The following is a 26,095-nucleotide window of genomic DNA, read 5'->3' on the forward strand; positions in this document are numbered from 1 at the left end:
GAACGGATATGGACGTGGACTTTATTTTTCGCATTGCGGCCATCGGAATTCTGGTGGCGGTGCTCAATCAGGTGCTCTCCCGCTCCGGGCGGGACGAGCAGGCTATGATGACCACGCTGGCCGGGCTGGTGGTGGTGCTGATGTTGGTGGTGCAGAAGATCAGCGACCTCTTCGTGCTGGTGAAGGGGCTGTTTGGGCTGTGACGGGCGATGGATATTTTAAAATTGGCCGCCCTGGCGGTCACCGCCGCCCTCTGCGCTCTGGTGCTCCGAAAGCGGGTCCCGGAGCTGGCCGTGGTGCTGGCGCTGGCGGCGGGAATCCTTTTGCTGAGCAGGGCCATGGAAGCCCTTGCCGGGGTGCGGGGGCTGATGGACGCTCTGGCCCGCACCGCGGGAGTTTCCCCGGAGGTCTGGAAGCCGGTGGTGAAGATCGTGGGGATCGGGGTCGTCACCCGGCTCTCCGCCGCGGTGTGCAAGGATGCCGGGGAGGGCGGCGTGGCCGCCTTCCTGGAGACGGCGGGCGGGGCGCTGGCTCTCTTCGCCGCTCTGCCGCTGGTAGAGACGGTGTTCGACACTCTGGGGGATCTGCTGTGAGGCGGAGGGGGCCTTCGAGCCGTTGGGACGGCAATCGCCATCGGATCGGAGGTATGATAAAGGGGTGCCTCTGCCTGTTCCTCCTGCTCCTGCTGCTGCCCGCCGCATGGGCGGGCGAGCTGGAGGACGCCGTGGGGATGGACAAGCTCAGCGGTGCGGCGGAGGAGTACTTAGACGGCTATCTGGATGTGGAGGACGTGGACGGAGGGGACTTTGCTTCCGGGGCGCAGGCCATCCTGAACACCGGCAGCGGCGAGCTGTCCGGGGCGCTTCGGCGGGCTGGGCGGAGCGGGGTCCTGCTGCTGGCGGTGGCTCTCCTCTGCGGTCTGGCCGAGACCATGAAGGACGAGCTGGGAGGCGGAGGGCTGGATCCGGTGCGGCTGGCTGGGACGGCGGCTGTGACCGCCATCGCTGCCGCGGACGTCTGCTCCCTCATGGGGCTGGGACGGCAGGCCATGGAGCAGATGGACGCCTTTTCCAAGGTGCTGCTGCCCACAGTCACGGCGGCCTGCGCGGCCGCCGGAGCCCCCGCGGCCGCTGTGGCCCGTCAGGGGGCGAGCCTGCTCTTTTTTGCCCTGCTCCTCACGGTGGCCGACCGGGTGCTGATGCCCCTGATCTACGCCTATGTGGCGGCTTCGGCGGCCCAGGCCGCACTGAACAACGACGGCCTCAAGCGGGTGGCGGGACTGGTGAAGTGGGCGGTGACGGGCCTGCTCTCCTCCCTGCTGATGCTCTTCGTGTTCTACCTCACCGTCAGCGGGGCCGTGGCCGGAAACGCCGACGCCATGACCCAGAAGGCGGCCAAGACGGTGCTCTCCGGCATGGTGCCGGTGGTGGGCGGCATCCTTGCCGATGCCGCCGAGACCGTGGTGGCCGGGGCCGGAGTGCTGAAGGGGACGGTGGGCGTAGTGGGCCTGCTGGCGGTGCTGGCCATCTGTCTGATCCCCTTTCTCCAGCTGGGGGCGCACTATCTGGTCTATAAGGTGGCGGCCGCCCTCTCGGCCACGGTGACGCCGGGACCGGTGGCGGGGCTCATCGATTCCATTGGTTCGGCCTTTGCTCTGGTGCTGGGCATGACCGGCGGCAGCGCCCTCATTTTGTATGTGGCCCTGATCACGTCGTTGAAGGCGGTGAGTGTGGGATGACCTTTTTAAAGGAATGGCTCATGGGCGTGGTGGCCGCCGCGCTGGCGGTGGCGCTGGCTCAGGCCCTCACCCCGGAGGGCACGGTGAAAAAGGTGGGGAGACTGGTGGGGGGGCTGGTCCTCCTGCTGGCAGTCGTCGGTCCCCTGGGGCGGCTGGATCCGGAGGATCTGGCCGTAACGGCCGCCGCGTATGCCCCGTTGGAAGCGGAGGCGGGGGAGCGGAGCGGGGAAGAAGTGATGAAAACGCTCATAGCCCGGAAGGCGGGCGCATACATTGAGGACAAGGGAACGGCTCTGGGATGCGCATGCACTGCTGTGGTGGAGGTACAGGAGGACGACTCCGGCTGGCCGGTGCCCACGGCGGTCCAAATCAGCGGGAGCTGGACGGCGGAGCAGAAGAGGGCGCTCTCCCGGGCGGTGGCGGAGGATTTGTCCATCCCAGCGGAGCGGCAGAATTTTCAGGAGGATGTGCCATGAGCGGAAAAGAGTGGGGCGAAAAGCTGCGCTTGGCCCTGGGAAAGTGCAAATATGTCCTGCTGGTTGGGCTGGTGGGAGCGGTGCTCCTGCTGCTGCCCACCGGAGAAAAGACCGGGCAGACTGCTCCGGCCGCAGCGTCCGAGGCCGACCTCTTTCAGGTGGAAAGCATGGAACGCCGCCTGGAGACGGCGCTCTCCCGGGTGGAGGGGGCGGGTGAGGTGACGGTGGTGCTTACCTTGAAGGACGGCCCCCGTCAGGTGCTGGCCCAGGACGGCAGCGCCAGCGAAGGAGACAGTCAGACCACCCGGGAGACCTCCACGGTCATGGCCTCCAAGGGTTCCGGCACCCAGGAGCCGGTGGCCCTCCAGGAGCTGGGGCCCTGCTACCGGGGTGCGCTGGTGGTGGCGCCGGGGGCGGGGGATCCCCAGGTGCGGCTGGCATTGAGCGAAGCGGTCTCTGCCCTCACCGGGCTGGGGGCCGATAAAATTTCGATCTGTAAGGGAAAGTGAGGAAAACAGTATGAAACTCTGGAAGCGCAATGCGGTGGTGGCCGCCATCGTCCTCTTCGTGTGTGTGGCGGTCTACCTGAACTGGTCTTATCAGCAGGAGGCCGCCGACACCGGAAAGACTCTGGGACAGGCGACTTTGGTGGATGGAAGAACCAAAGACCCCCTGCTGTCGGCAGCCTCGGCGGCCCCGGGAGAGAGCGGGAAGCCGGCCGAGACGGCAGGGGCCTCCACCGGATACTTTGCCTCGGCCCGGCTCAACCGCCAGCAGGCCCGGGACAGTGCCCTGACCATGCTCCAGGACACGGTGAACAGCGACGCCGCCGACGCGGCGGCCAAGACGGAGGCCGGGACCGCCATAGAGACGCTGGCCACCGCCACCGTCTCTGAAGCCCAGATCGAGAATCTGGTCATCGCCAAGGGTTATGCCGACTGTGTGGCCTTCATCAGCGACGGCGGCGTGTCGGTGGTGGTGTCGGCCACGGAGAACGGACTCCAGGACGCCGATGTGGCCCGCATCACGGAGATCGTCACCGGCGAGACCGGCGTGCCCGCCAGCCAGATCAAGATCATCGAGGCAGAAGGGTGAACAGACCTATTTTTCAGAGAAAAATTCTATTTGTAATTTCCCTTTTTTGTGGTACAATGTAAGCATAAGACTTTTGTCCCACAGGAAAGGAAGCGTGAAGCCAATGGCCGAAGGGAAAGAATACATTTCCTGCCCGGATGAGCTGGGCTGCATCCATATTTCGGAAGATGTGCTGGCGGTGACCGCCGCGGCTGCCGCCTTGGAGGTGGAAGGGGTCGGGAGCCTGGCCGCCAATCTGGGCAGCGATATTGTGGAAATGCTGGCCGGGCGCAAAAACCTCAGCAAGGGCGTGCGGGTGACCGTTGCCGAGAACAGCGTCACGGTGGATATCTCCATCCTGGTGAAATACGGCTCCTCCATCCAGGAGGTGGCCAAGGGGGTGCAGGACGCGGTGTTCAACGCCATCGAGAACGCCAGCGGATTTACTGTGGCGGGGGTCAACGTCCATGTGGCGGGGATCACCTTCCATCACACTCCAAAATCCCATCAGGTGTAAAAGGGGTGGGGAACGAGGTCTTTTCCGGCGGGGGTCCGCCGGAAAAGACCTCGTTTTGTCTGCTTTGGACCGGCTAAAGACGCCGGCGGGCTTTTTGCCGTTTTTGTGTGAATTAGGGGTTTATTTTTGCCCCAAGATTGTGTATACTAATGCGTATACAATGGATAACCTGGGCCGTTAGGCCCTGATGGAGGGAACCGCATGACCAGAAGCAACGCCCGTGAGATCGCCGTCCACTTTGTCTTTGAACTGGGCTTTTCCAACCAGAGCGCAGATGAGCTGCTCTCCGCCGCACTGACCCGCACTTCCTTTGAGCAGATCGGGCAGGAGGAGCCCCTGTACGCCGAGTATCCCAACGCCGGGCAGCGGGAATACATAGAGCGGCTGGTGCGGGGCGTGTACCATCACGGCGCGGAGCTGGACGGCTACATCACCAAGTACGCCATCGGCTGGAATTTCTCCCGCATCCCCCGGGTGGTCACGGCCATTCTCCGGGTGTGCATGTATGAGATCCTTTACATGCAGGACATCCCCAACGCCGCCGCCATCAACGAGGCGGTGGAGATGACCAAACACTATGAGGAGCAGGAGCTGGCGGCCTTTGTCAACGGTATCCTGGGCTCCTTCGTCCGGACGGAAAACCTTCCCGACCCCATGAGCCGCCCCGGCGCGGTCCAGCCCGAGAGCGGGGAGTGACCATGGTCACCCTGGGGCTGGATACCAGCAACTACACCACTTCGGCGGCGGTTTTTGACGGGGCGGACGGCGTCAATGCCGGCCGCCTGCTGGAGGTGCGCCCCGGACAGCTGGGTCTCCGACAGTCGGAGGCCCTTTTCCAGCATGTGAAAGCCCTGCCCGGCCGGATGGCGGAGCTGGCGGAGTCCGGCGTCCTCCGGGACGTCGCCGCCGTGGCCGCCTCCGCCCGTCCCCGGGCGGTAGAGGGTTCCTACATGCCCTGTTTTCTGGCAGGGGAGAGCCAGGGCAGGGCCCTGGCCGCCGCGCTGGGCGTGCCGTTTTTTGCCGTCTCCCACCAGCAGGGGCACCTGGCCGCTGCCGCCTGGTCCGCCGGGCGGATGGAGCTGCTGGACGCCCCCTTTCTGGCCTGGCATCTCTCCGGAGGCACCACCGAGCTGCTGTACGTTCAGCCCGAAGGGGCTAATGTCAAAGCCGGGCGCATCGGCGGCACCGCCGACATCTCGGCCGGACAGCTCATCGACCGCACCGGTGTGCTGCTGGGGCTGGACTTTCCCGCCGGGCGGGCTCTGGACGCCCTGGCCGCCGGGGCGGAGAAGGGCCCGAAGCGATTTAAGGTGAAAATGGACGGATTGGAGTTCTCCCTTTCCGGGATGGAAAATCAGGTCCGGGCGCTGGCGGCGGGGGGCGTGGAGCCTGCCGCTGTGGCGCGCTTTGCGCTGGACACCGTCTCCGACGTGGTGCGTCGGACCACGGAGGAAGCCCGGAAACGGTATCCCGGCCTGCCGGTGCTCTGCTCCGGGGGCGTGGCCTCCAACTCCGGGCTGCGGCAGATGCTTACCGCATCCTGCGGAGCGCTCTTTGCCGAGCCTCGCTATTCCACCGACAACGCCATGGGGGTGGCCATCCTGGCGCACCGGCTTCTGGAGAGGGGGGAGTGACATGGCCCAGAACGTACTTTCGGTCTCTCAGGTCAACGGACACATCAAGGGCCTGCTGGACGGCGATCCGCTCCTCTCCGGGCTCTTCGTCCGGGGCGAAGTGTCCAACTATAAAATGTATCCCTCCGGGCACCACTATTTTTCCCTCAAGGATGAGGGGGGCGCCATCCGCTGCGTCATGTTCCGCCGGGAGGCGTCCACCCTCCGGTTTCGGCCCCAGAGCGGCATGAAGGTGATCGCCTTCGGCCGGGTGGCGGTTTTCCCGCGGGACGGGCAGTATCAGCTCTATGTCAGCGCCCTCTCCCCCGACGGGGTGGGGGATCTCCACGCCGCCTTTGAACAGCTCAAGGCCCGGCTGGCCGCCGAGGGGCTGTTTGACGAAAACCATAAAAAGCCCCTTCCCCGTTTTCCCAAGCGTATCGCCCTGGTGACCTCTCCGGCGGGGGCGGCGGTGCGGGATATGCTCCGTATCCTGGGGGCCCGCTGGCCACAGAGCGAGGTATATGTGGTACCCTGCCGGGTCCAGGGGGCGGAGGCCCCCGGGGAGATCGCCGGGGCCATCGCCTGGGTCAACGCCCACGCGCTGGCCGACCTCATCATCACCGGCCGGGGGGGCGGGTCCATGGAGGACCTCTGGTGCTTCAACGACGAGGGCGTGGCGCGGGCCATTTACGCCTCCCGGATCCCGGTGATCTCCGCCGTGGGCCACGAGCCCGACGTGACCATCGCCGACTATGTGGCCGACCTTCGGGCGGCCACACCCTCCAACGCCGCCGAGCTGGCGGTGCCGGACCAGAATGAACAGTACGCCCTGCTGGCCCACCTGAGCCGGCGGATGGGCCGGGCCATGGAGCGGGAGCTGGCCGGGGCCCGCAGCGCGCTGGAACAGGCGGGGCGCAGCCGGATGCTCCAAAACCCCATGAGCTGGGTGGACGACCGGCGGATGCTGCTGGACTACCAGCGGGACCGGCTGGCCCACGGCCTGACCGCCGCCATGGGGAAGGACCGGGAGCGCTTCGCCCGGCTGGCCGCCTCCCTGGATGCCCTCAGCCCCCTGAAGGTGCTGGGGCGGGGCTACGCCATTGCCCGTGGCCCCGGCGGGGTGGTGAAGTCCACGGAGGATGTGATGCCGGGGGACGAGCTGAAGCTCCGCCTCTCTGACGGCGAGATCGCCTGTGAAGTGTTATAACGGCGGGGAGGACCCGCCTGTCCCATTTTTCTCAAAGGAGGAAACGCGATGGCACAGAAAAAACTGACCTTTGAGCAGGCCATGGCCCGGCTGGAGGAGATCGTGGCCCGGCTGGAGCGGGGGGATGCCCCGCTGGAGGAGGCCCTTGCCCTCTTTGAAGAGGGGACCTCTCTCATGAAACAGTGCTCCACCGCCCTGGACAAGGCGGAACAGAAGGTGGCGAAGCTGCTGCCCGGTCCGGACGGGGCTCCGGCGGAGCAGCCCATGGAGGTGATGGAGCCGTGACTTACCGGGAGCAGTACGAGGCGGACAAGGCCATGGTGGAGGAGGCGCTCAAGGGTGCCTTCCGGGACCGTGCGCCCCGGGGAGACATCTATGACGCCATGAATTACAGCCTCCTGGCGGGGGGAAAACGGCTGCGGCCCATCCTCACCCTGGAGACCTGCCGCCTGTGCGGCGGGGACCCCATGGCCGTGATGCCCTTTGCCTGCGCGGTGGAGATGATCCACACCTACTCTCTCATCCATGACGATCTGCCCTGCATGGATGACGACGATCTGCGCCGGGGCAGACCCACCAACCACAAGGTCTACGGGGAGGCCACGGCGGTACTGGCCGGGGACGGCCTTTTGAACGCGGCCTTTGAGACGGCGCTGGCGGGACGGGCCGGGCTGGAACCGGAGCGGGTGCTGGAAGCTCTGGACGTTTTGGCCCGCGCCGCCGGCGCCGACGGAATGGTGGGCGGACAGACCCTGGATATGGCTGGGGAGGGGAGGGCCCTCAACCAGGCCGATGTGGAGGAGCTGCAGCGGCTCAAGACCGGCGCGCTGATCGCCGCCGCCGCCGAGATGGGCTGCATCCTGGCCGGAGGGGGCGCGGAAGAGCGCAAGGCGGTCCGACGCTATGCCTCCCGTCTGGGGCTGGCCTTCCAGATCCGGGACGACATGCTGGATGTGACCGGGGACGCCGCCCTGCTGGGCAAGCCCACCGGCTCGGACGCCCGGGGGGAGAAGACCACCTTTGTCACCCTCAAGGGGCTGGACGGCTGCGCTGCGCTGGTGGAAAAGCTCACCGGAGAGGCTGCGGCGGCCCTGGAGGGCTTTGCACACCCGGAGTTCCTGATTTCTCTGGCCCGCTCTCTGGCCGGCCGGATGAATTAGGAGGCTGCCGATGAATTTTGTGGATTTTCTCACGGGAAACCTCATCCTGAATTTGGCCATCCTGGCCTGGGCGATCGCCCAGATTCTCAAGTTTATCGTGGTCCTGATCAGCGAGGGACGTATGAACTGGAGATCCATGCTCTCCAGCGGGGGCATGCCCAGCTCTCACTCCTCCTTCGTCTGCGCCTGCGCATCGTCGGTGGCCTACCTGTACGGCTGGTCCTCCCCCCTCTTTGCCATTGCCGCCGTGGTGGCCGTGGTGGTGATGTACGACGCCTCCAATGTCCGCCGGGCGGCAGGGGAGCAGGCCAAAATTTTGAACTATATCATGGAGCACTGGACGGAGATGAAACCCGCCATGTTCGGCCAGGAACTCAAGGAGCTGCTGGGACACACTCCCCTGCAGGTCCTCATGGGCGCTTTGCTGGGGATCGGAATCGGCTGGGGCGGGGCCTGGTTTTTTACCCGCTGAGCGGGGAACTGAAAAAAGGGGGCAGAGGCCCTGTTGAATCTTCCAAATCAATTACATCTGATGAGCGACGCAGAGGCCGAGCAGCTCTGCGTCCAGCTGCGGGAGCGACTGATCCAGGTGGTCTCCAAAACGGGGGGGCATCTGGCCTCCAACCTGGGGGCGGTGGAGCTCACTGTGGCGCTCCACCGGGTCTTTACACCAGAGCGGGACCGCATCGTTTTTGACGTGGGGCACCAATGCTACTGCCACAAGATGCTCACCGGACGGGACGGAGCCATGGACACCCTGCGCACCTTTGGGGGGCTGTCCGGCTTTCCCAAGCCGGGGGAGAGCATCTGCGACGCCTTTACCGTGGGGCACGCCTCCACCTCCGTGTCGGTGGCGGTGGGAATGGCCAGGGCGCGGACCATCCTGCACAAGGACTACCGGGTGGTTGCCCTGCTGGGGGACGGCGCGCTCTCCGGCGGCCTGGCCTATGAGGGCCTGTCCGACGCCGGGGACAGCGGAGAGCCCCTCATCGTGATTTTAAACGACAACGGGATGTCCATCACCCAGAGCGTGGGCGGCGTGGCGGAGCATTTGGCCCGCCAGCGTTTGAAGCCCCAGTACCTCAGTTTCAAAAAAGCTTACCGCCGGGTGATGAATTCATTTTCACTGGGCCGCCGCATCTACAAGGTGACCCACAAGATCAAGACCGCCGTCAAGGAGACGCTGCTGCCGTGCAGCCTCTTTGAAGACATGGGTTTTACCTATCTTGGGCCGGTGGACGGGCACGATGTGCGGGGGCTGACCCGGCTGCTGCGCTATGCCCGGGATCTGGAGGGGCCTGTGCTCCTCCACGTGCGGACGGTGAAGGGAAAGGGCTATCCCCCCGCCGAGGCCGATCCGGGCCGGTTCCACGGGGTAGGGCAGTTTGATCCCGCCACCGGACAGTCTCTGGCCCTGCCCGGTCGGGATTTTTCCGGCGCCTTCGGCCGGGCCGTATGCGCCCTGGCCCGACGGGAACCCCGTCTGTGCGCCGTCACCGCCGCCATGCAGCCGGGGACCGGCCTGGATGAATTTGCCGGACAGTTCCCCGAGCGGTTTTTTGATGTGGGGATCGCCGAGGGCCACGCCGTCACGATGTGCGCGGGCATGGCCAAGCAGGGCCTGATCCCCGTGTTCGCCGTCTACTCCTCCTTTTTGCAGCGAGCCTATGATATGCTCCTCCACGATGTAGCCATTCAGGGCCTCCACGTGGTGTTCTGCGTGGACCGGGCCGGACTGGTGGGAGCGGACGGAGAGACCCACCACGGGATTTTCGACGTGGGATTTCTGGACACGGTGCCCGGGATGAAGGTCCTCTGCCCGGCCAGCTACGCGGAGCTGGCCGACATGCTGGAATACGCCGTGAAGGAGTGCAGGGGCCCTGTGGCGATCCGCTATCCCCGGGGTGGGGAAGGAACGTATCAGACATCTTCCTGGCCGGCTCCCGCCACGGTTTTGCGGGAGGGCCGGGACCTGACCCTGGCGGGCTACGGCACCCAGGTCAATGCCCTGCTGGAGGCCGCGGAGCGCTTGGCGCGCCGAGGGGTTTCGGCGGAAGTCATCAAGTATAATATCATCACGCCCCTGGATCCCGGCCCGGCCCTGCGCTCGGCGGAGCGTACCGGGCGGCTGATCGTGGCGGAGGAGTGTGCACAGGCCAACTGTGTGGGGGAGCGGCTGGCTTCGGCCGCGGCCCGCTATGGATGCGCGGGTGCCATTCGGGATATTTTGCTCCGCAATCTGGACCGCCAGTTTATCCCGCAGGGAAAAGTCGACGAGTTGAGGCGTTTGGCCGGCCTGGATGCGGAGAGCCTGGCCAAGATCGCCTGGGAGGTTTGTACACATGGAGAAAAAGCGGCTGGACGTCCTGCTCTTTGAGCGGGGCCTGGCGGAGAGCCGGCAAAAGGCACAGGCCGTCGTCATGAGCGGCCAGGTCTATGTGAATGGACAGAAGGTGGACAAGGCGGGGACGCCTACACCGGCGGACGCACCCATCGAAGTCCGGGGAGGCGGGCTGAAATACGTCAGCCGGGGCGGGTTGAAGCTGGAAAAGGCCATGGGGACCTGGCCCATCTCCCTCGCCGGCGCGGTATGCGCCGACATCGGGGCCTCCACCGGCGGGTTTACCGACTGCATGCTCCAAAACGGGGCGTCGAAAGTCTATGCCGTGGATGTGGGCTACGGGCAGTTTGCCTGGAAGCTGCGCAGCGATACCCGGGTGGTGTGCATGGAGCGCACCAACGCCCGCTACCTCACCCATGAGCAGATTCCCGACGAGCTGGATTTTGCAAGTGTCGATGTGTCCTTTATTTCGCTGAATCTGATCCTCCCCCCCCTGCGGGGACTGATGAAGCGGTCCGGTCAGGCGGTGTGCCTCATCAAGCCTCAGTTTGAGGCGGGAAAGGACAAGGTGGGGAAGAAGGGGGTCGTCCGTGACAAGGCGGTCCATCAGGAGGTGCTGGAGCATTTTCTGGAGCACGCCGCCTCCGCCGGTTTCGGCGTACGGGGATTGACCTGGTCCCCCATCCGGGGCCCGGAGGGCAATATCGAGTACCTGGGCTGGCTCTCCGCCGAAGGCGGGATGGCAGGATCGTGGGATCTGAAAGAGCTGGTGGAGGCGTCTCACGCCAAACTGGAGGAGGGAATGCCGTGAAGATTGTGCTCAGCCCCAATCCCTATCGGGACAAGGGCCTGAAGGCGGCTCAGGCCGCTCAGCGGGTGCTGCGGGAGGCCGGAGCGGAGACCTGCATGAGCCTCCCCTTTTCCCTGGAGAAGGGGAGCGGCCTGGAGCTGCCCGCTCATCTGAAATTTGTCTCCATGGAAGAGGCCTTTCAGGGCGCCGATCTGCTGGTGTGCTTTGGCGGAGACGGCACCATTCTTCACGCCGCCAAGGACGCCGACGCCCACCACATCCCCGTGCTGGGGGTGAACCTGGGTAGCGTTGGCTTCATGGCGGAACTGGAAGTGAGCGAACTGGGGGAGCTGTCCCGCCTGACGAAGGGGGAATATGCCCTGGAGGAGCGGATGATGCTGGATGTCTCCATCCGGCGGGAGGGGCGTACCATCTTCCGGGATCTGGCGCTCAACGACGCGGTTATCACCAAGGGCGCGGTGGCCCGGATCATCGATTTGGACGTGAAGTCCGACGGCGTGCTCATCAGCCGGTTTTCCGGGGACGGCGTGGTCATTGCCACGCCCACCGGTTCCACCGCTTATTCCATGTCCGCCGGCGGCCCCATCGTGGAGCCCACCGCGGAGAATATCATCGTTACCCCCATCTGTCCCCATGCCCTCCACGCCCGGTCCTTTGTGCTGGATCGGAGCCGTCTGGTGGCGGTGCGGATGGGAAAGCTCTCCCGCAAGACCGCCTATCTGTCCGTGGACGGCGGCAAGGCCTTCCGGCTTGGAGGGAGCGATCAGGTGGAGCTGCGCCGCTCCAGATCCAAGGCCCGGCTGGCCAAGCTGACCAATCGGAGCTTCTACACCATCGTCAATCAGAAACTGGGGAGGATGTGACCTATGAAAAGCAAACGGCAGCAGGAGATTTTGGACATCGTGGCGCAGCGGGATATTGAGACCCAGGAGCAGCTTCTGGACGCGCTGAAGGAGCGGGGGGTCTCCACGACTCAGGCCACCATTTCCCGGGACATCAAGCAGCTCCATCTGGTCAAGGAGCTGACTGCCGGCGGCATCTATAAATACGCCGTTTCCCAGCGCAAGACCGCCCTCAACAACGTGGGCAGGCTCCAGACCATCTTCCGGCAGGGGGTCACCTCCTATGACATGGCCCAGAACATCGTGGTGCTCCGGACCATGCCGGGCCTTGCCTCGGCGGCGGCCGCCGCCATCGACGCCATGGAGATCCCGGAGCTGGTGGGTTCCCTGGCCGGGGACGATACGGTGATCCTCATCATGCGGACCAACGGCTCTGCGGAGGAATTCTGCGAGGAGATCCGGGAGATGCTGTCCTGAACAGTTCAAAGCAGGAGCGGGTCCCGGCTGTTTTCGCGATCGATTGTCGGAGGTGGAGCGGATGCTTTCAGTTCTTCATATCGAGAATATCGCCGTCATTGAGTCGGCGGACATCACGTTCGGCGGGGGCTTCAACGCCCTCACCGGCGAGACCGGCGCGGGCAAATCCATTGTGGTGGACGCCATGGGGGCGGTCACCGGGGAGCGGGCCAGCCGGGATCTCATCCGCACGGGAGCCAAGTCCGCCCTGGTCACAGGGGCCTTCTCGGGCGTGGGGGCGCTGCCGTGGTTTGCCGAAAACGGCCTGGAGCCGGATGAGGGCGGCGAGGTCCTGCTCCAGCGCCAGATCATGGCCGACGGCAAGAACCTCTGCCGGGTCAATGGCCTGCCGGTGACGGTCACTCAGCTGCGGGCCCTGGGCCGCCAGCTTTTGAACATCCACGGCCAGCACGACGGCCAGCAGCTTTTGGATGAGGGCTGTCACCTGGGGTATCTGGACCGCTTCGGCGGGACCGGGGGCCTGCTGGAGAACTACCGGGAGGCCTATGGGGCGCTGCGGGCGCTGGAGCAGCGGATGGCCTCCCTCCGCATGGACGAGGCCGAGAAGGCCCGGAAGGTGGACAGTCTCCAGTTTCAGATCGGAGAGCTGGAGCGGGCCGGGCTGGTGCCGGGGGAGGAGGAGGAACTGCTCTCCCGCCGGGAGCTGCTCCGCAGCGCCGCCGACCTGGCCCAGGCCGCCGAAGAGGCCCACTACGCCCTCTCCGGGGACGACGACAGCGTGGGGGCGGTGGCACTGCTGATGGAGGCGGAGGAGGCCCTGGGCCGGGTGTCCGGGGTGAGCCCGGAGCTGGATGAGCTGTACCAGCGGCTTACCGAGTGCCGCTGCCTGGCTCAGGATGCCGCCGACTCCGCCCGGGGGGCCCGGGGGAGCTTCGACTTTGAGCCGGGGGAGCTGGATCAGCTGGAGGGAAGGCTGGACCGGCTCTACCGCCTGAAAAAGAAATACGGCTCCAGCGAGGAAGAGATGCTGGACTATCTGGACCTGTGCCGCCGGGAGCTGGACGAGATCCAGTTTGCCGACGACACGCTCCTGCGGCTGGAACAGGAGCGGGCGGAAGCTCTGACAGAGGCGAAGGCCCGGGCGGGAGCCCTCTCGGCGGAGCGGAAGCGGGCCGGGGAGGCTCTCCAGCGCCGGATCCAGACCGAACTGGCTCAGCTGGACATGCCCAAAGTCCGCTTCCAGGTGGCCTTCGCGCCGGTGGAGAGTGAAACCGGGCTGGATGACGCCGGAATGGACACGGTGCGCTTTCTCATGTCGGCCAACGTGGGGGAGGACCTGAAGCCCATCCAGAAGATCGCCTCGGGGGGTGAGCTGGCCCGGATCATGCTGGCGCTGAAAAACGTACTGGCGGAGAACGATGACGTGGGCACCCTGGTCTTTGACGAGGTGGACACCGGCGTCTCGGGCCGTGCGGCCCAGAAGGTGGCGGAGAAGCTGGCCCAGGTGGCCCGGCACAAACAGGTGCTCTGCGTGACCCACCTGCCCCAGCTGGCCGCCATGGCGGACGTCCACTTTTCGGTGGAGAAGGGGGAGAAGAACGGGCGCACCTTCACAGCGGTGGAGGTGCTGGACCGGGCCCGCCGCCAGGCCGAGCTGGCCCGCCTTACGGCTGGAGACCACGTCACCCGCGCCGCGCTGGACAGCGCGGGCGAGCTGCTGGACGGGGCCGCCGAATACCGGCGCAGTCTGGCGAATTGAGAAAGGGCCCTTTGTTCCGCAGGCCCGGGGCGGATGAAAGGGCCCTTTCCTTCATATGCTGTTTGAGACAAAAGGAGGGGACGCGCATGGATCGCTGGGACACACTGGAAAAACAACTGCATCAAAGCTGCCCCGCACTGGATCTGCGGCGGGAGGAGCCCCTGTTCCGCCACACCTCCTTTCGGGTGGGCGGCCCCGCCGCGCTGATGGCGCTGCCCGCCAGCCGGGAAGAGGCCGCGGCGGCGGTGCGGATCGCGGCGGAGCTGGGAGTGACCCCGGTCTACCTGGGCAACGGCTCCAATCTGTTGGTGTCCGACGAGGGGTATGACGGCTTCCTCATCAAGACCTTCGGGGGCCTGAACGACATTTCTGTTGATGGAGCCGCAATGACCGCCGATTCCGGGGTGCTCCTCTCCCGATTGGCCGCCGCCGCTTTGGAGGCGGGGCTGACCGGACTGGAGTTTGCCCACGGCATCCCCGGTACGCTGGGGGGCGCAGTCACCATGAACGCCGGCGCCTATGGCGGCGAGATGGTGCAGGTGCTCGCCTCGGTCACCTTTCTGGATGAGGCCGGGCGGGTGGAGACCCTTCCGGCCTCAGACTGCGGCCTGGGCTACCGCCGCAGCATGTTTTCCGACGGAAAACGGCTGATCCTTGGGGCGGAGCTTGCCCTGGCTCCGGGCGATCCCGCCGCGATTCGGGCGAGGATGGAGGAGCTGGGCGAGAAGCGCCGCTCCAGACAGCCCCTGGAACTGCCCAGCGCCGGGAGCACCTTCAAGCGTCCCGAGGGGCATTTTGCAGCCGCCCTCATCGAGCAGTGCGGCTGCAAGGGCCTGCGGGTGGGAGGCGCCCAGGTTTCGGAGAAGCACGCCGGGTTCGTGGTCAACACCGGCGGAGCCACCTGCCGGGATATTCTGGCTCTCATTGAACAGGTGCGCGCCCGGGTGCTGGAGCAGACCGGCGTGGCGCTGGAACTGGAAGTGAAAACACTGGGGATCGGGAAGGGGGGAGCAGGATGGAATTTATCGTGATTTCCGGTCTCTCCGGCGCGGGCAAGAGCCAGGTGGCATCCTTCATGGAGGACATCGGCTACTTTGTGGTGGACAATATGCCGGCCCCTCTCATACCCAAATTTGCGGAGCTGTGCATGGCGGGGCAGGCCAAATACGACCGGGTGTCCATTGTCAGTGACATCCGGGGCGGACAGACCTTCGACGGCCTGTTCGCCGCCCTGTCCGATCTGGAGGAGATGGGCTGCGACTACAAGATTTTGTATGTGGAGGCCAGCCCCGAGACTATCATCAAGCGCTATAAGGAGACCCGCCGGCTCCACCCGCTGGCCCGGGACGGCCGCTCTCTGGACGAGGCGGTCCACCGGGAGCGCACCATCCTGGAGCCGGTGCGGGACCGGGCGGAGTACATTGTGGACACCACCGCCCTCTCCACCGCCAAGCTCCGGGGAGAGGTGCTGCGGCTCTTCGGCTCGGGGGGGCCCCAGCAGGCGATGAGCGTGAGCGTGATCTCCTTTGGCTTCAAGTACGGCATCCCCATCGAGGCCGATCTGGTGTTCGACGTGCGCTTTCTGCCCAATCCCTATTACATCGCCGAGCTGCGGCACCAGACCGGGCTGGACAAGCCGGTCTACGACTTCATCTTCGGCTATCAGCAGACCAAGGACTTTATGACCTATCTGGAGCGGCTGATCGCGTTCCTCCTGCCCCAGTATGTGGAGGAGGGGAAGGCCGCCCTGGTGATCGGGGTGGGCTGCACCGGCGGCCAGCACCGGTCGGTGGCCGTGACCCGGGCGCTGGCGGATTTCATTCGCCAGAAGGGCTACGACGCCGCGGAGAACCACCGGGACATGACGAGGGCCCAGTGATGGAGACCCTCAAGACGGAACGCCGCTGGGAGCAGGGCCCCCGGGTGGTGGCCATCGGCGGCGGAAACGGCCTGTCCACCATGCTCCGCGGCTTGAAGCAGTATACCAAAAACCTCACCGCCATCGTCACCGTGGCCGACGACGGGGGCGGTTCCGGGATGCTCCGGGCCGACCTGGGGATGCCCCCGCCGGGGGACATCCGCAACTGCATGGAGGCCCTGGCCAACACCGAGCCCGTCATGGAGCGGCTGCTGGGCTACCGGTTTACCGAGGGAAGCCTCACCGGTCAGGCCTTCGGAAATCTTCTGCTGGCGGCCCTCAACGGCATCTCCGCCTCCTTTGACGAGGCGGTGGCCCGGATGAGCCAGGTGCTGGCCATCACAGGCCGGGTGCTGCCGGTGACCAACGCCAACGTGGCGCTGGAGGCCACCTTTGAAAACGGGGCCCGGGTGGTGGGAGAGTCCAAGATCGCCGCCTTCAAAAAGGCACAGGACTGCCGCATCCGCCGGGTGGCGCTCCTGCCGGGCCATCCGGCGGCCCTTCCGGCCACGCTGGAGGCCATCCGGGCGGCCGACCTCATTCTGCTGGGGCCGGGAAGCCTTTACACCAGCATCATCCCCAACCTTCTGGTGGACGGGGTGGCCGAGGCCGTGTGCGCCGCCGCCGTCCCGAGGGTCTACATCTCCAACATTATGACCCAGGATGGGGAGACCGAGGGGATGACCCTCTCCGAGCACGTGGCGGCGCTGCTGGATCACGCCGGCCCCGGGCTCATCGATGTGTGTCTGGCCAACTGCGCCCCCATTCGGCCGGAGCTGCTGGAGCGCTACCGGGAGGAGGGCTCGGAGCCCATCGCCGTGGACCGGGCGGCGCTGAAGGCCCTGGGAGTGGACGTGGTGGAACGGCCCCTCGCCTCGGAGGAGTCCCCCTTTGCCCGTCACTCCATCGACCGGCTGGCCCAGGCGGTGATGGAGCTCTATGAGGACCGGGCCCACACCAAGATCTTTTGACGGCGGAGCGGGACGGCGGGATGCCGTTCCGCCCCGACTGATTCTTTGAGAGGGAGGCAACGCCATGTCTTTTTCCAGCGACGCAAAGCGGGAGCTCTGCCGTGCGCCCCTCTCCCGCCGATGCTGTGCCCAGGCGGAGTGCTACGGCATCCTCCTCTATGCCAACCGGTTCGATCGGGGGGAAGCCCGCATCGTTACTGAGTCAGCGGCGTTTGCCGCCCGGCTCCCGGCGCTGTTCAAAAAGGCCTTTCACATCACCTTCGACCGCCTCCCCGAGGCGGGGCAGGGCAAGCGCATCTTTTCTCTGACCGCGCCGGACAAGCTCTCCGCCCTCTCGGCGGCCTTTGGGTACGATCCAGGCTCCACCGTGGCCCATCACATCAACTTTGCCGTACTGGAGGAGGAGCACTGCCGCTCCGCCTTCTTCCGTGGGGCCTTTTTGGCGGGGGGATCGGTGACCGATCCGGCCAAGGGCTACCATCTGGAGCTGGCCACCTCCCACTACTCGGTGAACCGGGAGCTGCTCACCCTTCTGCGGGAGGCGGGCTTTGCCCCCAAATCCGCCGCCCGGGGGGCCAACCACATGGCCTATTTCAAGCAGAGCGAGGCCATCACCGATTTTCTCACCGCCATCGGCGCGCCGCTGGCCGCCATGGAGCTGATGAATGCCAAAGCGGAAAAGGACCTGCGGGGCGGGGTCAACCGCCGGGTGAACTGCGACGCTGCCAATCTGGACAAGGCGGTGGACGCCGCCCAGGCCCAGCTGGAGGACATCCGCCGCCTGGCCGGGCGCATGGATCTGGCTGAGCTGCCCCCCAAGCTGGCCGAGGCCGCCCGGCTCCGGATGGACAACCCGGAGATGACCCTGACCGAGCTGGCGGCTCTGTGCGAGCCGCCCATCACCAAGTCCTCCCTCAGCCACCGGCTGAAAAAGCTGGGTGAGCTGGCGGGAGAGATGTGACAGAGGTTGCGCTGACACGGAGGTGACGACGGATGAAGGTGTCCTATTTCAGCACACTATCCAGGGAAGAAATCTTTGCGCGAATCAGTGAGAAAACCAGGCCATGGTCCAGATTAGATTTATGGACGGCGCGGAATACCCGCTTTCACCGAAACCTGAAGAGCGGGGAGATCAGGCTGATTCAGACGGGTAAAATCCGTGGCTATGTGTTTGCGGACTTGACAGTGGTCCCCACAGGGAAGGGAACTGAAATCGAGGGGACCGTGAAGATTCCCCAGACCATCTACGCCGCTAATGCAGCGGTGTGCCTGATCATCTTATCCTGCATTCTTTTGACGTTTTTCTTGGGAGAGAGCATCCTGAAATTTTTTCCTTATCTTTGGCTGCCTGTTTTCTTCCTCTGGAGCACAAACCGGCTGCGCGGTCAAATCCCGGAATTGGGTGAGTTTATTCAGAAAATACTGTTCAGCTGAAAGAAGGAGGTCCCACCATGGCCTTTGCCCATCTACATATCCATACCGAGTACAGCCTTCTGGACGGGGCCTGCCGGATCCCCAAGCTGGTCCAGCGGGTCAAGGAGCTGGGTCAGACCGCCGTGGCCATCACCGACCACGGCAACATGTACGGCGTTATCGACTTTTACCGCGCCTGCAAGGCCGAAGGCATCCACCCCATCATCGGCTGCGAGGTCTATGTGGCCCCCCGCACCCGCTTCGACCGGGTGCACGAGCTGGACAGCCAGGCCCGCCACCTGATTTTGCTGTGCAAAAACGAGACCGGCTACCGCAACCTCTCCCACATGGTGAGCCAGTCCTACACCGAGGGTTTTTACATCAAGCCCCGCATCGATCTGGACTTGCTGCGGGAGCGGCACGAGGGCCTGGTCTGTCTGTCGGCCTGTCTGGCAGGGGAGCTGCCCCGGCGCATCCGCGCCGGGGACTACGCCGGGGCCAGGGCCCACGCGCTGGAAATGGATGAATTGTTCGGACGTGGGAATTACTATCTGGAGCTTCAGGACCACGCCCTGGAGGAGGACCCGGCGGTGATCGCCGGGCTGGTGCGGCTCCATGAGGAGACCGGCATCCCCCTGGCCGCCACCAACGACGCCCACTACCTCACCCGGGCCGACGCCCGCACCCAGGACATCCTCATGTGCGTCCAGACCGGCAAGACCGAGGACGATCCCGACCGGATGCGCTTTGAGACCGAGGAGTTCTATGTCAAGAGTGAATTGGAGATGGCCGCCCTCTTCCCCAAGTGGCCGGAGGCCATCGAAAACACCCAGAAGATCGCGGAGCAGTGTCAGGTGGACTTCGAGTTCGGCGTCCACCACCTGCCGGAATTCCACCTACCCGAGGGGGAGAGCGACCCGGACGCCTACTTTGAACGTCTCTGCCGGGAGGGGTTCCGGCGGCGTTACAGCGCGCCTCCCCCGGAGTATGAGACCCAGCTGGAGTACGAGATGGGGGTCATCCGGCAGATGGGCTTCGTGGACTACTTCCTCATCGTCTCCGACTTCATCGGCTTTGCCAAGTCCCACGGGATCCCTGTGGGCCCGGGCCGCGGCTCCGCCGCCGGGAGCATGGTGGCCTACTGCATGGCCATCACGGAGATCGACCCGATGAAGTACAGCCTCTTTTTCGAGCGGTTCCTGAACCCGGAGCGGGTCACCATGCCCGATATCGACGTGGATTTCTGTATCCGCCGCCGGGGCGAGGTCATCGAGTACGTCCAGGAGAAATACGGCGCCGACCACGTGGCCCAGATCGTGACCTTCGGCACCATGGCCGCCCGGGGGGCGATCCGGGACGTGGGCCGGGTGCTGAACCTGCCCTACGACCGGGTGGATCAGATCGCCAAGCAGGTGCCCACCACCCCCCACATCACCCTGGAGGAGGCCCTCAAGCTCTCCAAGCCCCTCAAGGAGCTCTACGACGGCGATGAGCAGGTGAAGCTGCTCATCGACACTGCCCGGGCCATCGAGGGGATGCCTCGCCACGCCTCCACCCACGCCGCCGGGGTGGTCATCACCCGCCTGCCGGTGGCCGACTACGTCCCGCTGGCCAAAAACGACGAATCGGTTGTGACCCAGTTCCAGATGACGGTGCTGGAGGAGCTGGGCCTTTTGAAGATGGACTTTCTGGGCCTTCGGAACCTCACGGTGCTGGACGACGCGGTGAAGCTGGTGCGGAAAAGCAGGCCGGATTTCACGCTCGACGACATCCCGGACGGGGACGCCGGGGTCTACCGGATGCTCTCGGAGGGACGCACCTCAGGGGTGTTCCAGATGGAGTCGGCGGGGATGACCGGGGTGTGCGTGGGGCTCAAGCCCAAGGACATCGAGGACATCACCGCCATCATCGCCCTCTACCGTCCCGGCCCCATGGACTCCATTCCCCGGTTCATCGCCTGCAAGCAGGATCCCCGGCTCATCCGGTACAAGCATCCCTTGCTGAAGCCCATCCTGTCGGTGACGTACGGCTGCATCGTGTATCAGGAGCAGGTCATCGAGATCTTCCGCAAGCTGGCGGGGTATACCCTGGGCCAGGCCGACATGGTGCGCCGGGCCATCTCCAAGAAGAAGGCCAAGGAGATCGAAAAGGAGCGCCACGCCTTCATCTACGGCGACGCCGAACGGGGGATCGCCGGGTGTATCGCGGGCGGGATCCCCGAGCAGACCGGCCAGGATATCTACGACGAGATCTTCGATTTTGCCAACTACGCCTTCAACAGGGCCCACGCTGTGTCCTACGCCGTGGTGGCTTATCAGACCGCGTGGTTCAAATACCACTACACGAAGGAGTACATGGCCGCCCTGCTGACCTCCGTCCTGGATTCCAGCGAAAAGGTGGCCGAGTACATCGGAGAGTGCCGGAACTGCGGCATCCAGCTGCTGCCCCCCGACGTGAATCAGTCGGAGACCGACTTCACCGTGGCGGCGGACGGGCTCCGTTTCGGCCTGGCGGCGGTGAAGGGCGTGGGCCGTGGGTTTGCCGTGCAGCTTCTGGGCGAGCGGGAGAAGAACGGCCCCTTCGCCTCCTTCCCGGACTTCTGCGCCCGGATGTTCGGGATGGACTGCAACAAGCGGGTGGTGGAGAACCTCATCCGCTGCGGGGCCTTTGACAGCCTGGGCGCCCGCCGCTCCCAGCTTCTGGCGGTGAGCGAGCAGGTGATGGACACCGTGGCCAAGAGCCGGAGAAACACCCTGGAGGGACAGTACGACCTCTTTGGCGGTGGAGAGGAGGGCCCCGGGCCCGCGCCCCAGGTCGTCCTGCCGGGCATCCCGGAGTTCACCCGGCAGGAGCTGATGAAGATGGAGAAGGAGACCACGGGGCTCTACCTCACCGGCCACCCCATGGATGAGTACCGGGCCCAGGTCAAGCGGCTGAGGGCCGCCTCCATAGGGGCCATCCTGGCCGACTTCGACCAGCCGGAGGGGCCCCGGACCTACCGGGACGGCCAGAGGGTGACCCTGGCGGGGGTGGTGACCGCCTCCAAGACCAAGACCACCAAAAACAATACGCTCATGGCCTATGTGGGGCTGGAGGACGACACGGGGGCCATGGAGATGCTGGTTTTCTCCCGGACACTGGGAGAGTGCGGCCCCTATTTGAAGGAGGGGATGGCTCTCCTGGCGGAGGGACGGCTCTCCGTTCGGGACGAGAAGGCCCCCCAGCTCATGTGCGACCGGGCCCGCCCGCTGGCGGGGGAGGGGGAGACGGCGGAGCCTTCGGACGGCGCGTCGGCGCCCCGGCCCATCCCGGAAAACAGCAGGCTCTATGTCAAGCTGCCCACGGCGGAGGACCCCCGGATGCGAAAGCTCGGCCTGATCCTCAACATGTTTCCCGGAAATCAGCAGATCGTTCTCTACTGCGCCGATACCCGCAAGCGGCTGGGAGCGGCCGCCCAGATCCACCCGGCACTGGTGGCTGAACTCCGGGAGCTTTTCGGCGGGGAGAATGTGGTCGTCAAATGAACAGGCCCATCGGAAAGGAGGTATCTGCATGACGCTGAAAAAACTCTCATCCTATCTCTTTCATCGGACGGTTCTGGTGGCGGTCCTTCTGCTGATCCAGATCGGGCTGCTGGTGGCCATGATTCTGCGGTTTTCCGATTACTTCGTCTATTTCTACTTCATCTGTGTGGCGCTTTCGGTGCTGGCGGTGCTCCATATCATCAACAGCCGGGGGGACCCGGGGTACAAAATCGCGTGGCTGGTGCCCATCCTGCTGGTGCCGGTGTTCGGAGGGCTGGTCTATCTGCTGTGCGGCGGCAATCGGCTTTCCGCCCGGGTGCAGCGGAAGATGGAAGGGATGGACCGGCGGCTGGTGGAGGTGCTGGGGCCGGACCGGAAGGCGGAATCACTGGCTCCCTTCGGCCAAGACGCGGTGAATCAGTCCCACTATCTGGAGGAGTATGCCCACTGTCCACTCTACACCAACACCTTTACCCGCTACTTTGCGCTGGGCGACGATGTGATGGAGCCCATGCTGGAGGAACTGCGGAAGGCGGAGCACTATATCTTTCTGGAATATTTTATCATTACGCCCGGAAAGCTCTGGGACGCCGTCCTGGAGATTTTGGAGGAGAAGGTCCGTCAGGGAGTGGATGTGCGGGTCATCTACGACGATGTGGGGACGCTGTATACCCTTCCCAAAACCTACGACAAAGAGCTGGAGGCCAAGGGCATCCGCTGCCGGGTGTTCAACCGGTTCGTGCCGGTGCTGTCGGTGCGGCTCAACAACCGGGACCACCGGAAGTTCTGTATTGTGGACGGCCATACCGCTTTCACAGGGGGCATCAATCTGGCCGACGAGTATGTCAACAAAGTGGTTCGCTATGGCCGCTGGAAGGACAGCGCCATTCTGCTGAAGGGAGAGGGCGCCTGGTCCATGACAGTGATGTTCCTCACCATGTGGGAGTATATCAGCGGCAGGACGGAGGACTACGCCGCCTACCGGCCCGCGTCTCTGCCCGTCCAGGCGGAGCTGGGGGCCGGACACTGGGTTCAGCCTTATGCGGACAGCCCTCTGGACGGGGAGCCGGTGGGGGAGACGGTGTATCTGAACCTCATTACCAAGGCCAAGCGGTATGTCTATCTCATGACCCCCTACCTTATCATCAGCGACAGCGTCACCACCGCCCTGTGCAACGCAGCCAAGAGCGGAGTGGATGTGCGCATTTTGACCCCCCATATCCCGGACAAGAAGATCATCTTCGAGGTCACCCGGGCCCATTACCCGCCGCTCCTGGAGGCGGGGGTGCGAATTTTTGAGTACACCCCCGGCTTCCTCCACGCCAAGAATTTTGCGGTGGACGACCAGTACGCCACGGTCGGATCCATCAACATGGATTACCGGAGTATGTTCCTCCACTTTGAGGACGGCGTTTGGCTGTGCGGCGATCCCACGGTACTGGACGTCAAGCGGGATTTCCTGGAGACACAGGCCATCAGTGAGGAAATCACGCTGGAGGCGGTGCGCCGTCATCCCTGGCCGCGGCAGCTTCTGCGCTCCATCCTGCGGATGTTTGCACCTCTCATGTGAAAGGAAAAATGTATGACGCTGACAACGGAACGCCTGGAACTGCAACTCCTCTCCGGAGAACAGCTCGGGTTGTGGACCGAGGATCTGCCCGCCCTGAAGGGGGAGCTGGACTGCGCCTATTGTGCAGAGCCGATGGAGGATGGGTTTCGCACCATTGTGGAGGGGCAGGGAAAAAAGACCTTGGCCGATCCGCAAAATACCGTTTGGCACAGCTTTTGGTTCCTGATCCGGCGGAGCGACCGCATCGTGGTGGGTTCGGCCGATTTCAAGAATGTGCCGGACGAGGACGGCGCAGTGGAGCTGGGTTACGGACTGGGGAAGAACTATGAGGGCCGCGGGTATATGACCGAAGCGGCCCGAGCCATGTGCGGCTGGGCCCTGTCCCAGCCCGGAGTGACCTCGGTAGTGGCGGAGACCAAGCGGGACAACCGGCCGTCCCAGCGTATTCTGAGCCGATGCGGGTTCCGCCTGGAGCGTGAGGAGGGGACCCTGTGGTGGAGGCTCACAGAGCTTGAAAAGGAAATCAGCGGATAAAAGACCGCCCTTGTCCAGATGGACAAGGGCGGTCTTTTATGGATGAAATCAGCCGAACAGGACGGCGGCCTCTTTTGCCATGCGCTCGCCGTAGAGTTCAAAGGTCTCCCGGTATTCTTCCAGATGGCCGGCCACGGCCACAGGGCCAAGATGGATGACAGGTTTTCCATAGGCCCCGCCCCCGGAATAGGTGAGCATACCCAGCACCATCAGGTGGTCCAGGATAAGCCGGATGGCCAGATCTCCGCCGCCGTGGACGTAATTTGCGGTGGCGAAAGCGCCGCCCAGTTTACCGGCCAGGCCTAATTTCCTGGCACAGTTATCCAGCCAGATCTTGGTTTCTCCGCTGACGCTGGCCAGGTAAGTGGGAGAGCCCAGCACGACCCCGCAGCTCTCTTTGATCCAGGCCTCGTCGACCCCGTCGATGGGGAAGGCCTTTGCCGCTACCCCGGCAACGCGCTCCATGCCAGTGACAATAGCCTCAGCCATCTCTTTGGTGTTTCCGGTCTTGGAATGATATACGACAGACAATTTCATGGCGATGCCTCCTGCTTTTGTAATTCGATATAAAAAAATGACTTGCTCTTTTTCCGCTATCTGATAAGATCATAGTACCGACTGAGGAAAAAAGCAAGAACTGAGATTTTTGAAACTAGGTGAGGGAAAAATGACCAGCTTTGAATCATGTGACCGCCCTTTTTGTCCCTGCATGGAGCCGTGTCCCATCCGGCATGCGCTGGATATTCTTGGTGGAAAGTGGAAGATGCCCATTTGGTGCGCACTGAAGAAAGACGGCCCGACCCGCTACAATGAGTTGAAGCGGAAGATCAATGGGATCACCAACACGATGCTGGCCAGTTCTTTGAAAGAGATGGAGCGAGCCGGACTGGTGGTCCGCACACAGTATCTGGAGATGCCCGTTCGGGTCGAGTATGCTTTGACCGAGAGAAGCGACGCACTTGCCCCTGCCATTGAGATTCTCGCCGCCTGGGGGAGGGAAACCCTTTTGAATCCTTCGGACTGAGCTCCGGGGCGAACAGAGCCGCACCCTTTTGCCCGCCGGTCATACAATGGGATTGGAAGGCCCAGCCTTTCCCCAATTTGATTCGGGAGGTAACCAACATGCCTGAAAAGGTCATGCCCGGCCCTGTCTCGGATGCCGCGGGCATTCGTGAGGCCGTATGTGTACACACCAAGAAGATCATCGACGCATGCCGTGATAAGGATTGTATCGAAGATCTTCGCGTCTATCTCACCCAGAGCTCCCAGTGCGCCATCGACCGCGCCATCAGCGTGAAGGCCGGCAAAGCGGAGCTCATCTACGTCGCCACCGATGTGGAGCCCATCAGCTTTAACCGGGGCTTCTATACGGTGGATGTGCGCTACTTCTACCGCATCACCGCGGATGCCTTTGTGGGGGCGGCCCGCCCTGTGGAGGTCTGCGGCCTGGCTGTCTTTGACAAGCGGGTCATTCTCTTTGGCAGCGAGGGCACCTCCAAGACTTTCTCCTCGGAGACTGTCATGGAGGGCGGGGACATTCCCACGCTGCCCCGCGCCAACCAGCCCACCGCCGTGGTGGAGGCCGTTGATCCCCTGGTCCTTGGCCTGAAGCTGGTAGATCCCTGCGAGTGCCGTCCCTGCGACTGCGAGCTCACCGACGTGCCGCCCTGCATCTGCGCCTGCTTCGGCAGTGAGCTGTGCTTCTGCGGCGAGGGCAAGCGGCTCTATGTCTCCCTTGGCCAGTTCTCCCTCATCCGCCTGGAGCGCGATACCCAGCTTCTCATTCCGGTCTACGACTATTGTATGCCGGAAAAGGAGTGCACCTGCGACGGCGGCAGCTGCGAGGATGATCCCTGCGAGATCTTCCGCCATGTCAAGTTCCCCGTCAACGAGTTCTTCCCGCCCAATCATATTCCCGGCCAGAGCGGCGGCTGCGGCTGCTGCGGCTGATCCCCGGCAATCGGATGGAGGAGCACAGATTTCTGTGCTCCTCCATCGCGCTAAACCAGTGCAGAAACCCCGCAATCCTTTGATACAACAAGGATTGCGGGGTTTCTGATTTTGGAGCAGGTGACGGGAATCGAACCCGCGTGTTCAGCTTGGGAAGCTGACATTCTACCATTGAACTACACCTGCGTTGTGGAGAA

Annotated in this window: 29 protein-coding genes and 1 tRNA gene; 28 read left to right on the top strand and 2 right to left on the bottom strand. The window is 64.3% G+C overall.

Annotated elements, in window-relative coordinates; all coding sequences use genetic code 11:
- The first annotated feature begins 8 nt into the window (after positions 1-8).
- The 26 genes from spoIIIAC (at position 9) to ACQRD3_RS00595 (ending at position 23,948) form a co-directional block, all read left to right on the top strand.
- Positions 9-203 (top strand): stage III sporulation protein AC, encoded by a 195-nt coding sequence (spoIIIAC, locus tag ACQRD3_RS00470; protein WP_080907127.1) that lies wholly within the window; start codon positions 9-11, stop codon positions 201-203.
- A gap of 6 nt (positions 204-209) precedes the next feature.
- Positions 210-593 (top strand): SpoIIIAC/SpoIIIAD family protein, encoded by a 384-nt coding sequence (locus ACQRD3_RS00475; RefSeq protein ID WP_427779129.1) that lies wholly within the window; start codon positions 210-212, stop codon positions 591-593.
- Between the two features lie 53 nt (positions 594-646).
- The gene (locus tag ACQRD3_RS00480; protein WP_080907129.1) at positions 647-1,738 is read left to right on the top strand and encodes a stage III sporulation protein AE; all 1,092 of its coding nucleotides are present in this window, start codon (positions 647-649) and stop codon (positions 1,736-1,738) included.
- On the top strand, positions 1,735-2,214 hold the full coding sequence (locus ACQRD3_RS00485; protein ID WP_080907130.1) for a hypothetical protein: 480 nt from the start codon (positions 1,735-1,737) through the stop codon (positions 2,212-2,214). Before ACQRD3_RS00480 ends, ACQRD3_RS00485 begins: the two co-directional genes overlap by 4 nt.
- On the top strand, positions 2,211-2,723 hold the full coding sequence (locus ACQRD3_RS00490) for a stage III sporulation protein AG (protein ID WP_427779131.1): 513 nt from the start codon (positions 2,211-2,213) through the stop codon (positions 2,721-2,723). The genes ACQRD3_RS00485 and ACQRD3_RS00490 overlap by 4 nt, the downstream gene beginning before the upstream one ends.
- A gap of 10 nt (positions 2,724-2,733) precedes the next feature.
- Complete coding sequence (locus tag ACQRD3_RS00495) at positions 2,734-3,309, top strand: SpoIIIAH-like family protein (protein WP_080907132.1); 576 nt, start codon at positions 2,734-2,736, stop codon at positions 3,307-3,309.
- Positions 3,310-3,412: 103 nt separating this feature from the next.
- A complete protein-coding gene (locus ACQRD3_RS00500; RefSeq protein WP_080907133.1) occupies positions 3,413-3,805 on the top strand; it encodes an Asp23/Gls24 family envelope stress response protein in 393 nt (130 codons plus the stop codon).
- A gap of 201 nt (positions 3,806-4,006) precedes the next feature.
- The gene (gene nusB, locus ACQRD3_RS00505; protein WP_080907134.1) at positions 4,007-4,501 is read left to right on the top strand and encodes a transcription antitermination factor NusB; all 495 of its coding nucleotides are present in this window, start codon (positions 4,007-4,009) and stop codon (positions 4,499-4,501) included.
- Positions 4,502-4,503: 2 nt separating this feature from the next.
- Complete coding sequence (locus ACQRD3_RS00510; RefSeq protein ID WP_080907135.1) at positions 4,504-5,439, top strand: DNA-binding protein; 936 nt, start codon at positions 4,504-4,506, stop codon at positions 5,437-5,439.
- Position 5,440: 1 nt separating this feature from the next.
- A complete protein-coding gene (gene xseA, locus ACQRD3_RS00515; RefSeq protein ID WP_080907136.1) occupies positions 5,441-6,628 on the top strand; it encodes an exodeoxyribonuclease VII large subunit in 1,188 nt (395 codons plus the stop codon).
- A 48-nt stretch (positions 6,629-6,676) separates the two neighbouring features.
- Positions 6,677-6,913, top strand: coding sequence for an exodeoxyribonuclease VII small subunit (gene xseB, locus ACQRD3_RS00520; protein WP_080907137.1), 237 nt, complete (start codon positions 6,677-6,679; stop codon positions 6,911-6,913).
- Positions 6,914-6,945: 32 nt separating this feature from the next.
- Positions 6,946-7,788, top strand: coding sequence for a polyprenyl synthetase family protein (locus tag ACQRD3_RS00525; RefSeq protein ID WP_080907195.1), 843 nt, complete (start codon positions 6,946-6,948; stop codon positions 7,786-7,788).
- Positions 7,789-7,798: 10 nt separating this feature from the next.
- Positions 7,799-8,260 (top strand): divergent PAP2 family protein, encoded by a 462-nt coding sequence (locus ACQRD3_RS00530; protein WP_080907138.1) that lies wholly within the window; start codon positions 7,799-7,801, stop codon positions 8,258-8,260.
- A gap of 33 nt (positions 8,261-8,293) precedes the next feature.
- The gene (dxs, locus tag ACQRD3_RS00535; RefSeq protein ID WP_427779135.1) at positions 8,294-10,165 is read left to right on the top strand and encodes a 1-deoxy-D-xylulose-5-phosphate synthase; all 1,872 of its coding nucleotides are present in this window, start codon (positions 8,294-8,296) and stop codon (positions 10,163-10,165) included.
- Complete coding sequence (locus ACQRD3_RS00540; RefSeq protein ID WP_080907140.1) at positions 10,131-10,940, top strand: TlyA family RNA methyltransferase; 810 nt, start codon at positions 10,131-10,133, stop codon at positions 10,938-10,940. Before dxs ends, ACQRD3_RS00540 begins: the two co-directional genes overlap by 35 nt.
- Positions 10,937-11,803: an NAD(+)/NADH kinase gene (locus ACQRD3_RS00545; protein WP_080907141.1), complete on the top strand. Its 867-nt coding sequence runs from the start codon at positions 10,937-10,939 to the stop codon at positions 11,801-11,803. The genes ACQRD3_RS00540 and ACQRD3_RS00545 overlap by 4 nt, the downstream gene beginning before the upstream one ends.
- A 3-nt stretch (positions 11,804-11,806) precedes the next feature.
- Positions 11,807-12,259 (top strand): arginine repressor, encoded by a 453-nt coding sequence (gene argR, locus ACQRD3_RS00550; RefSeq protein ID WP_080907142.1) that lies wholly within the window; start codon positions 11,807-11,809, stop codon positions 12,257-12,259.
- Positions 12,260-12,320: 61 nt separating this feature from the next.
- Complete coding sequence (recN, locus tag ACQRD3_RS00555; RefSeq protein WP_427779138.1) at positions 12,321-14,018, top strand: DNA repair protein RecN; 1,698 nt, start codon at positions 12,321-12,323, stop codon at positions 14,016-14,018.
- An 86-nt stretch (positions 14,019-14,104) separates the two neighbouring features.
- Positions 14,105-15,049: a UDP-N-acetylmuramate dehydrogenase gene (gene murB, locus ACQRD3_RS00560; RefSeq protein WP_080907144.1), complete on the top strand. Its 945-nt coding sequence runs from the start codon at positions 14,105-14,107 to the stop codon at positions 15,047-15,049.
- The gene (gene rapZ / locus ACQRD3_RS00565) at positions 15,034-15,897 is read left to right on the top strand and encodes an RNase adapter RapZ (protein ID WP_080907145.1); all 864 of its coding nucleotides are present in this window, start codon (positions 15,034-15,036) and stop codon (positions 15,895-15,897) included. Before murB ends, rapZ begins: the two co-directional genes overlap by 16 nt.
- Complete coding sequence (locus ACQRD3_RS00570; protein WP_080907146.1) at positions 15,897-16,907, top strand: gluconeogenesis factor YvcK family protein; 1,011 nt, start codon at positions 15,897-15,899, stop codon at positions 16,905-16,907. Before rapZ ends, ACQRD3_RS00570 begins: the two co-directional genes overlap by 1 nt.
- Positions 16,908-16,971: 64 nt before the next feature.
- Entirely contained in the window at positions 16,972-17,868 is an 897-nt protein-coding gene (whiA, locus tag ACQRD3_RS00575) for a DNA-binding protein WhiA (RefSeq protein ID WP_080907147.1), read from the top strand.
- A 32-nt stretch (positions 17,869-17,900) separates the two neighbouring features.
- Entirely contained in the window at positions 17,901-18,341 is a 441-nt protein-coding gene (locus ACQRD3_RS00580; protein ID WP_080907148.1) for a hypothetical protein, read from the top strand.
- Positions 18,342-18,358: 17 nt separating this feature from the next.
- Positions 18,359-21,844: a DNA polymerase III subunit alpha gene (locus ACQRD3_RS00585; protein ID WP_080907149.1), complete on the top strand. Its 3,486-nt coding sequence runs from the start codon at positions 18,359-18,361 to the stop codon at positions 21,842-21,844.
- A gap of 28 nt (positions 21,845-21,872) precedes the next feature.
- Positions 21,873-23,414: a cardiolipin synthase gene (cls, locus tag ACQRD3_RS00590; RefSeq protein WP_427779140.1), complete on the top strand. Its 1,542-nt coding sequence runs from the start codon at positions 21,873-21,875 to the stop codon at positions 23,412-23,414.
- A 12-nt stretch (positions 23,415-23,426) separates the two neighbouring features.
- The gene (locus ACQRD3_RS00595; protein ID WP_427779142.1) at positions 23,427-23,948 is read left to right on the top strand and encodes a GNAT family N-acetyltransferase; all 522 of its coding nucleotides are present in this window, start codon (positions 23,427-23,429) and stop codon (positions 23,946-23,948) included.
- A 48-nt stretch (positions 23,949-23,996) separates the two neighbouring features.
- On the opposite strand, the gene ACQRD3_RS00600 is transcribed toward ACQRD3_RS00595, so the two are convergent.
- Positions 23,997-24,485: an NAD(P)H-dependent oxidoreductase gene (locus ACQRD3_RS00600; protein ID WP_080907151.1), complete on the bottom strand. Its 489-nt coding sequence runs from the start codon at positions 24,483-24,485 to the stop codon at positions 23,997-23,999.
- A gap of 130 nt (positions 24,486-24,615) precedes the next feature.
- Here ACQRD3_RS00600 and ACQRD3_RS00605 point away from each other — a divergent pair, with 130 nt between their 5' ends.
- Together ACQRD3_RS00605 and ACQRD3_RS00610 are read left to right on the top strand one after the other, a co-directional pair.
- A complete protein-coding gene (locus tag ACQRD3_RS00605) occupies positions 24,616-24,972 on the top strand; it encodes a winged helix-turn-helix transcriptional regulator (protein WP_143476618.1) in 357 nt (118 codons plus the stop codon).
- Positions 24,973-25,070: 98 nt separating this feature from the next.
- The gene (locus ACQRD3_RS00610) at positions 25,071-25,898 is read left to right on the top strand and encodes a hypothetical protein (RefSeq protein WP_080907152.1); all 828 of its coding nucleotides are present in this window, start codon (positions 25,071-25,073) and stop codon (positions 25,896-25,898) included.
- 112 nt (positions 25,899-26,010) lie between these two features.
- Here ACQRD3_RS00610 and ACQRD3_RS00615 read toward each other — a convergent pair.
- Positions 26,011-26,084: transfer RNA gene (locus ACQRD3_RS00615), tRNA-Gly, on the bottom strand.
- Positions 26,085-26,095: the final 11 nt, after the last annotated feature.

It is taken from the genome of Candidatus Pseudoscillospira sp. SGI.172, from assembly GCF_050313575.1.
GTDB lineage: Bacteria > Bacillota > Clostridia > Oscillospirales > Oscillospiraceae > Vermiculatibacterium.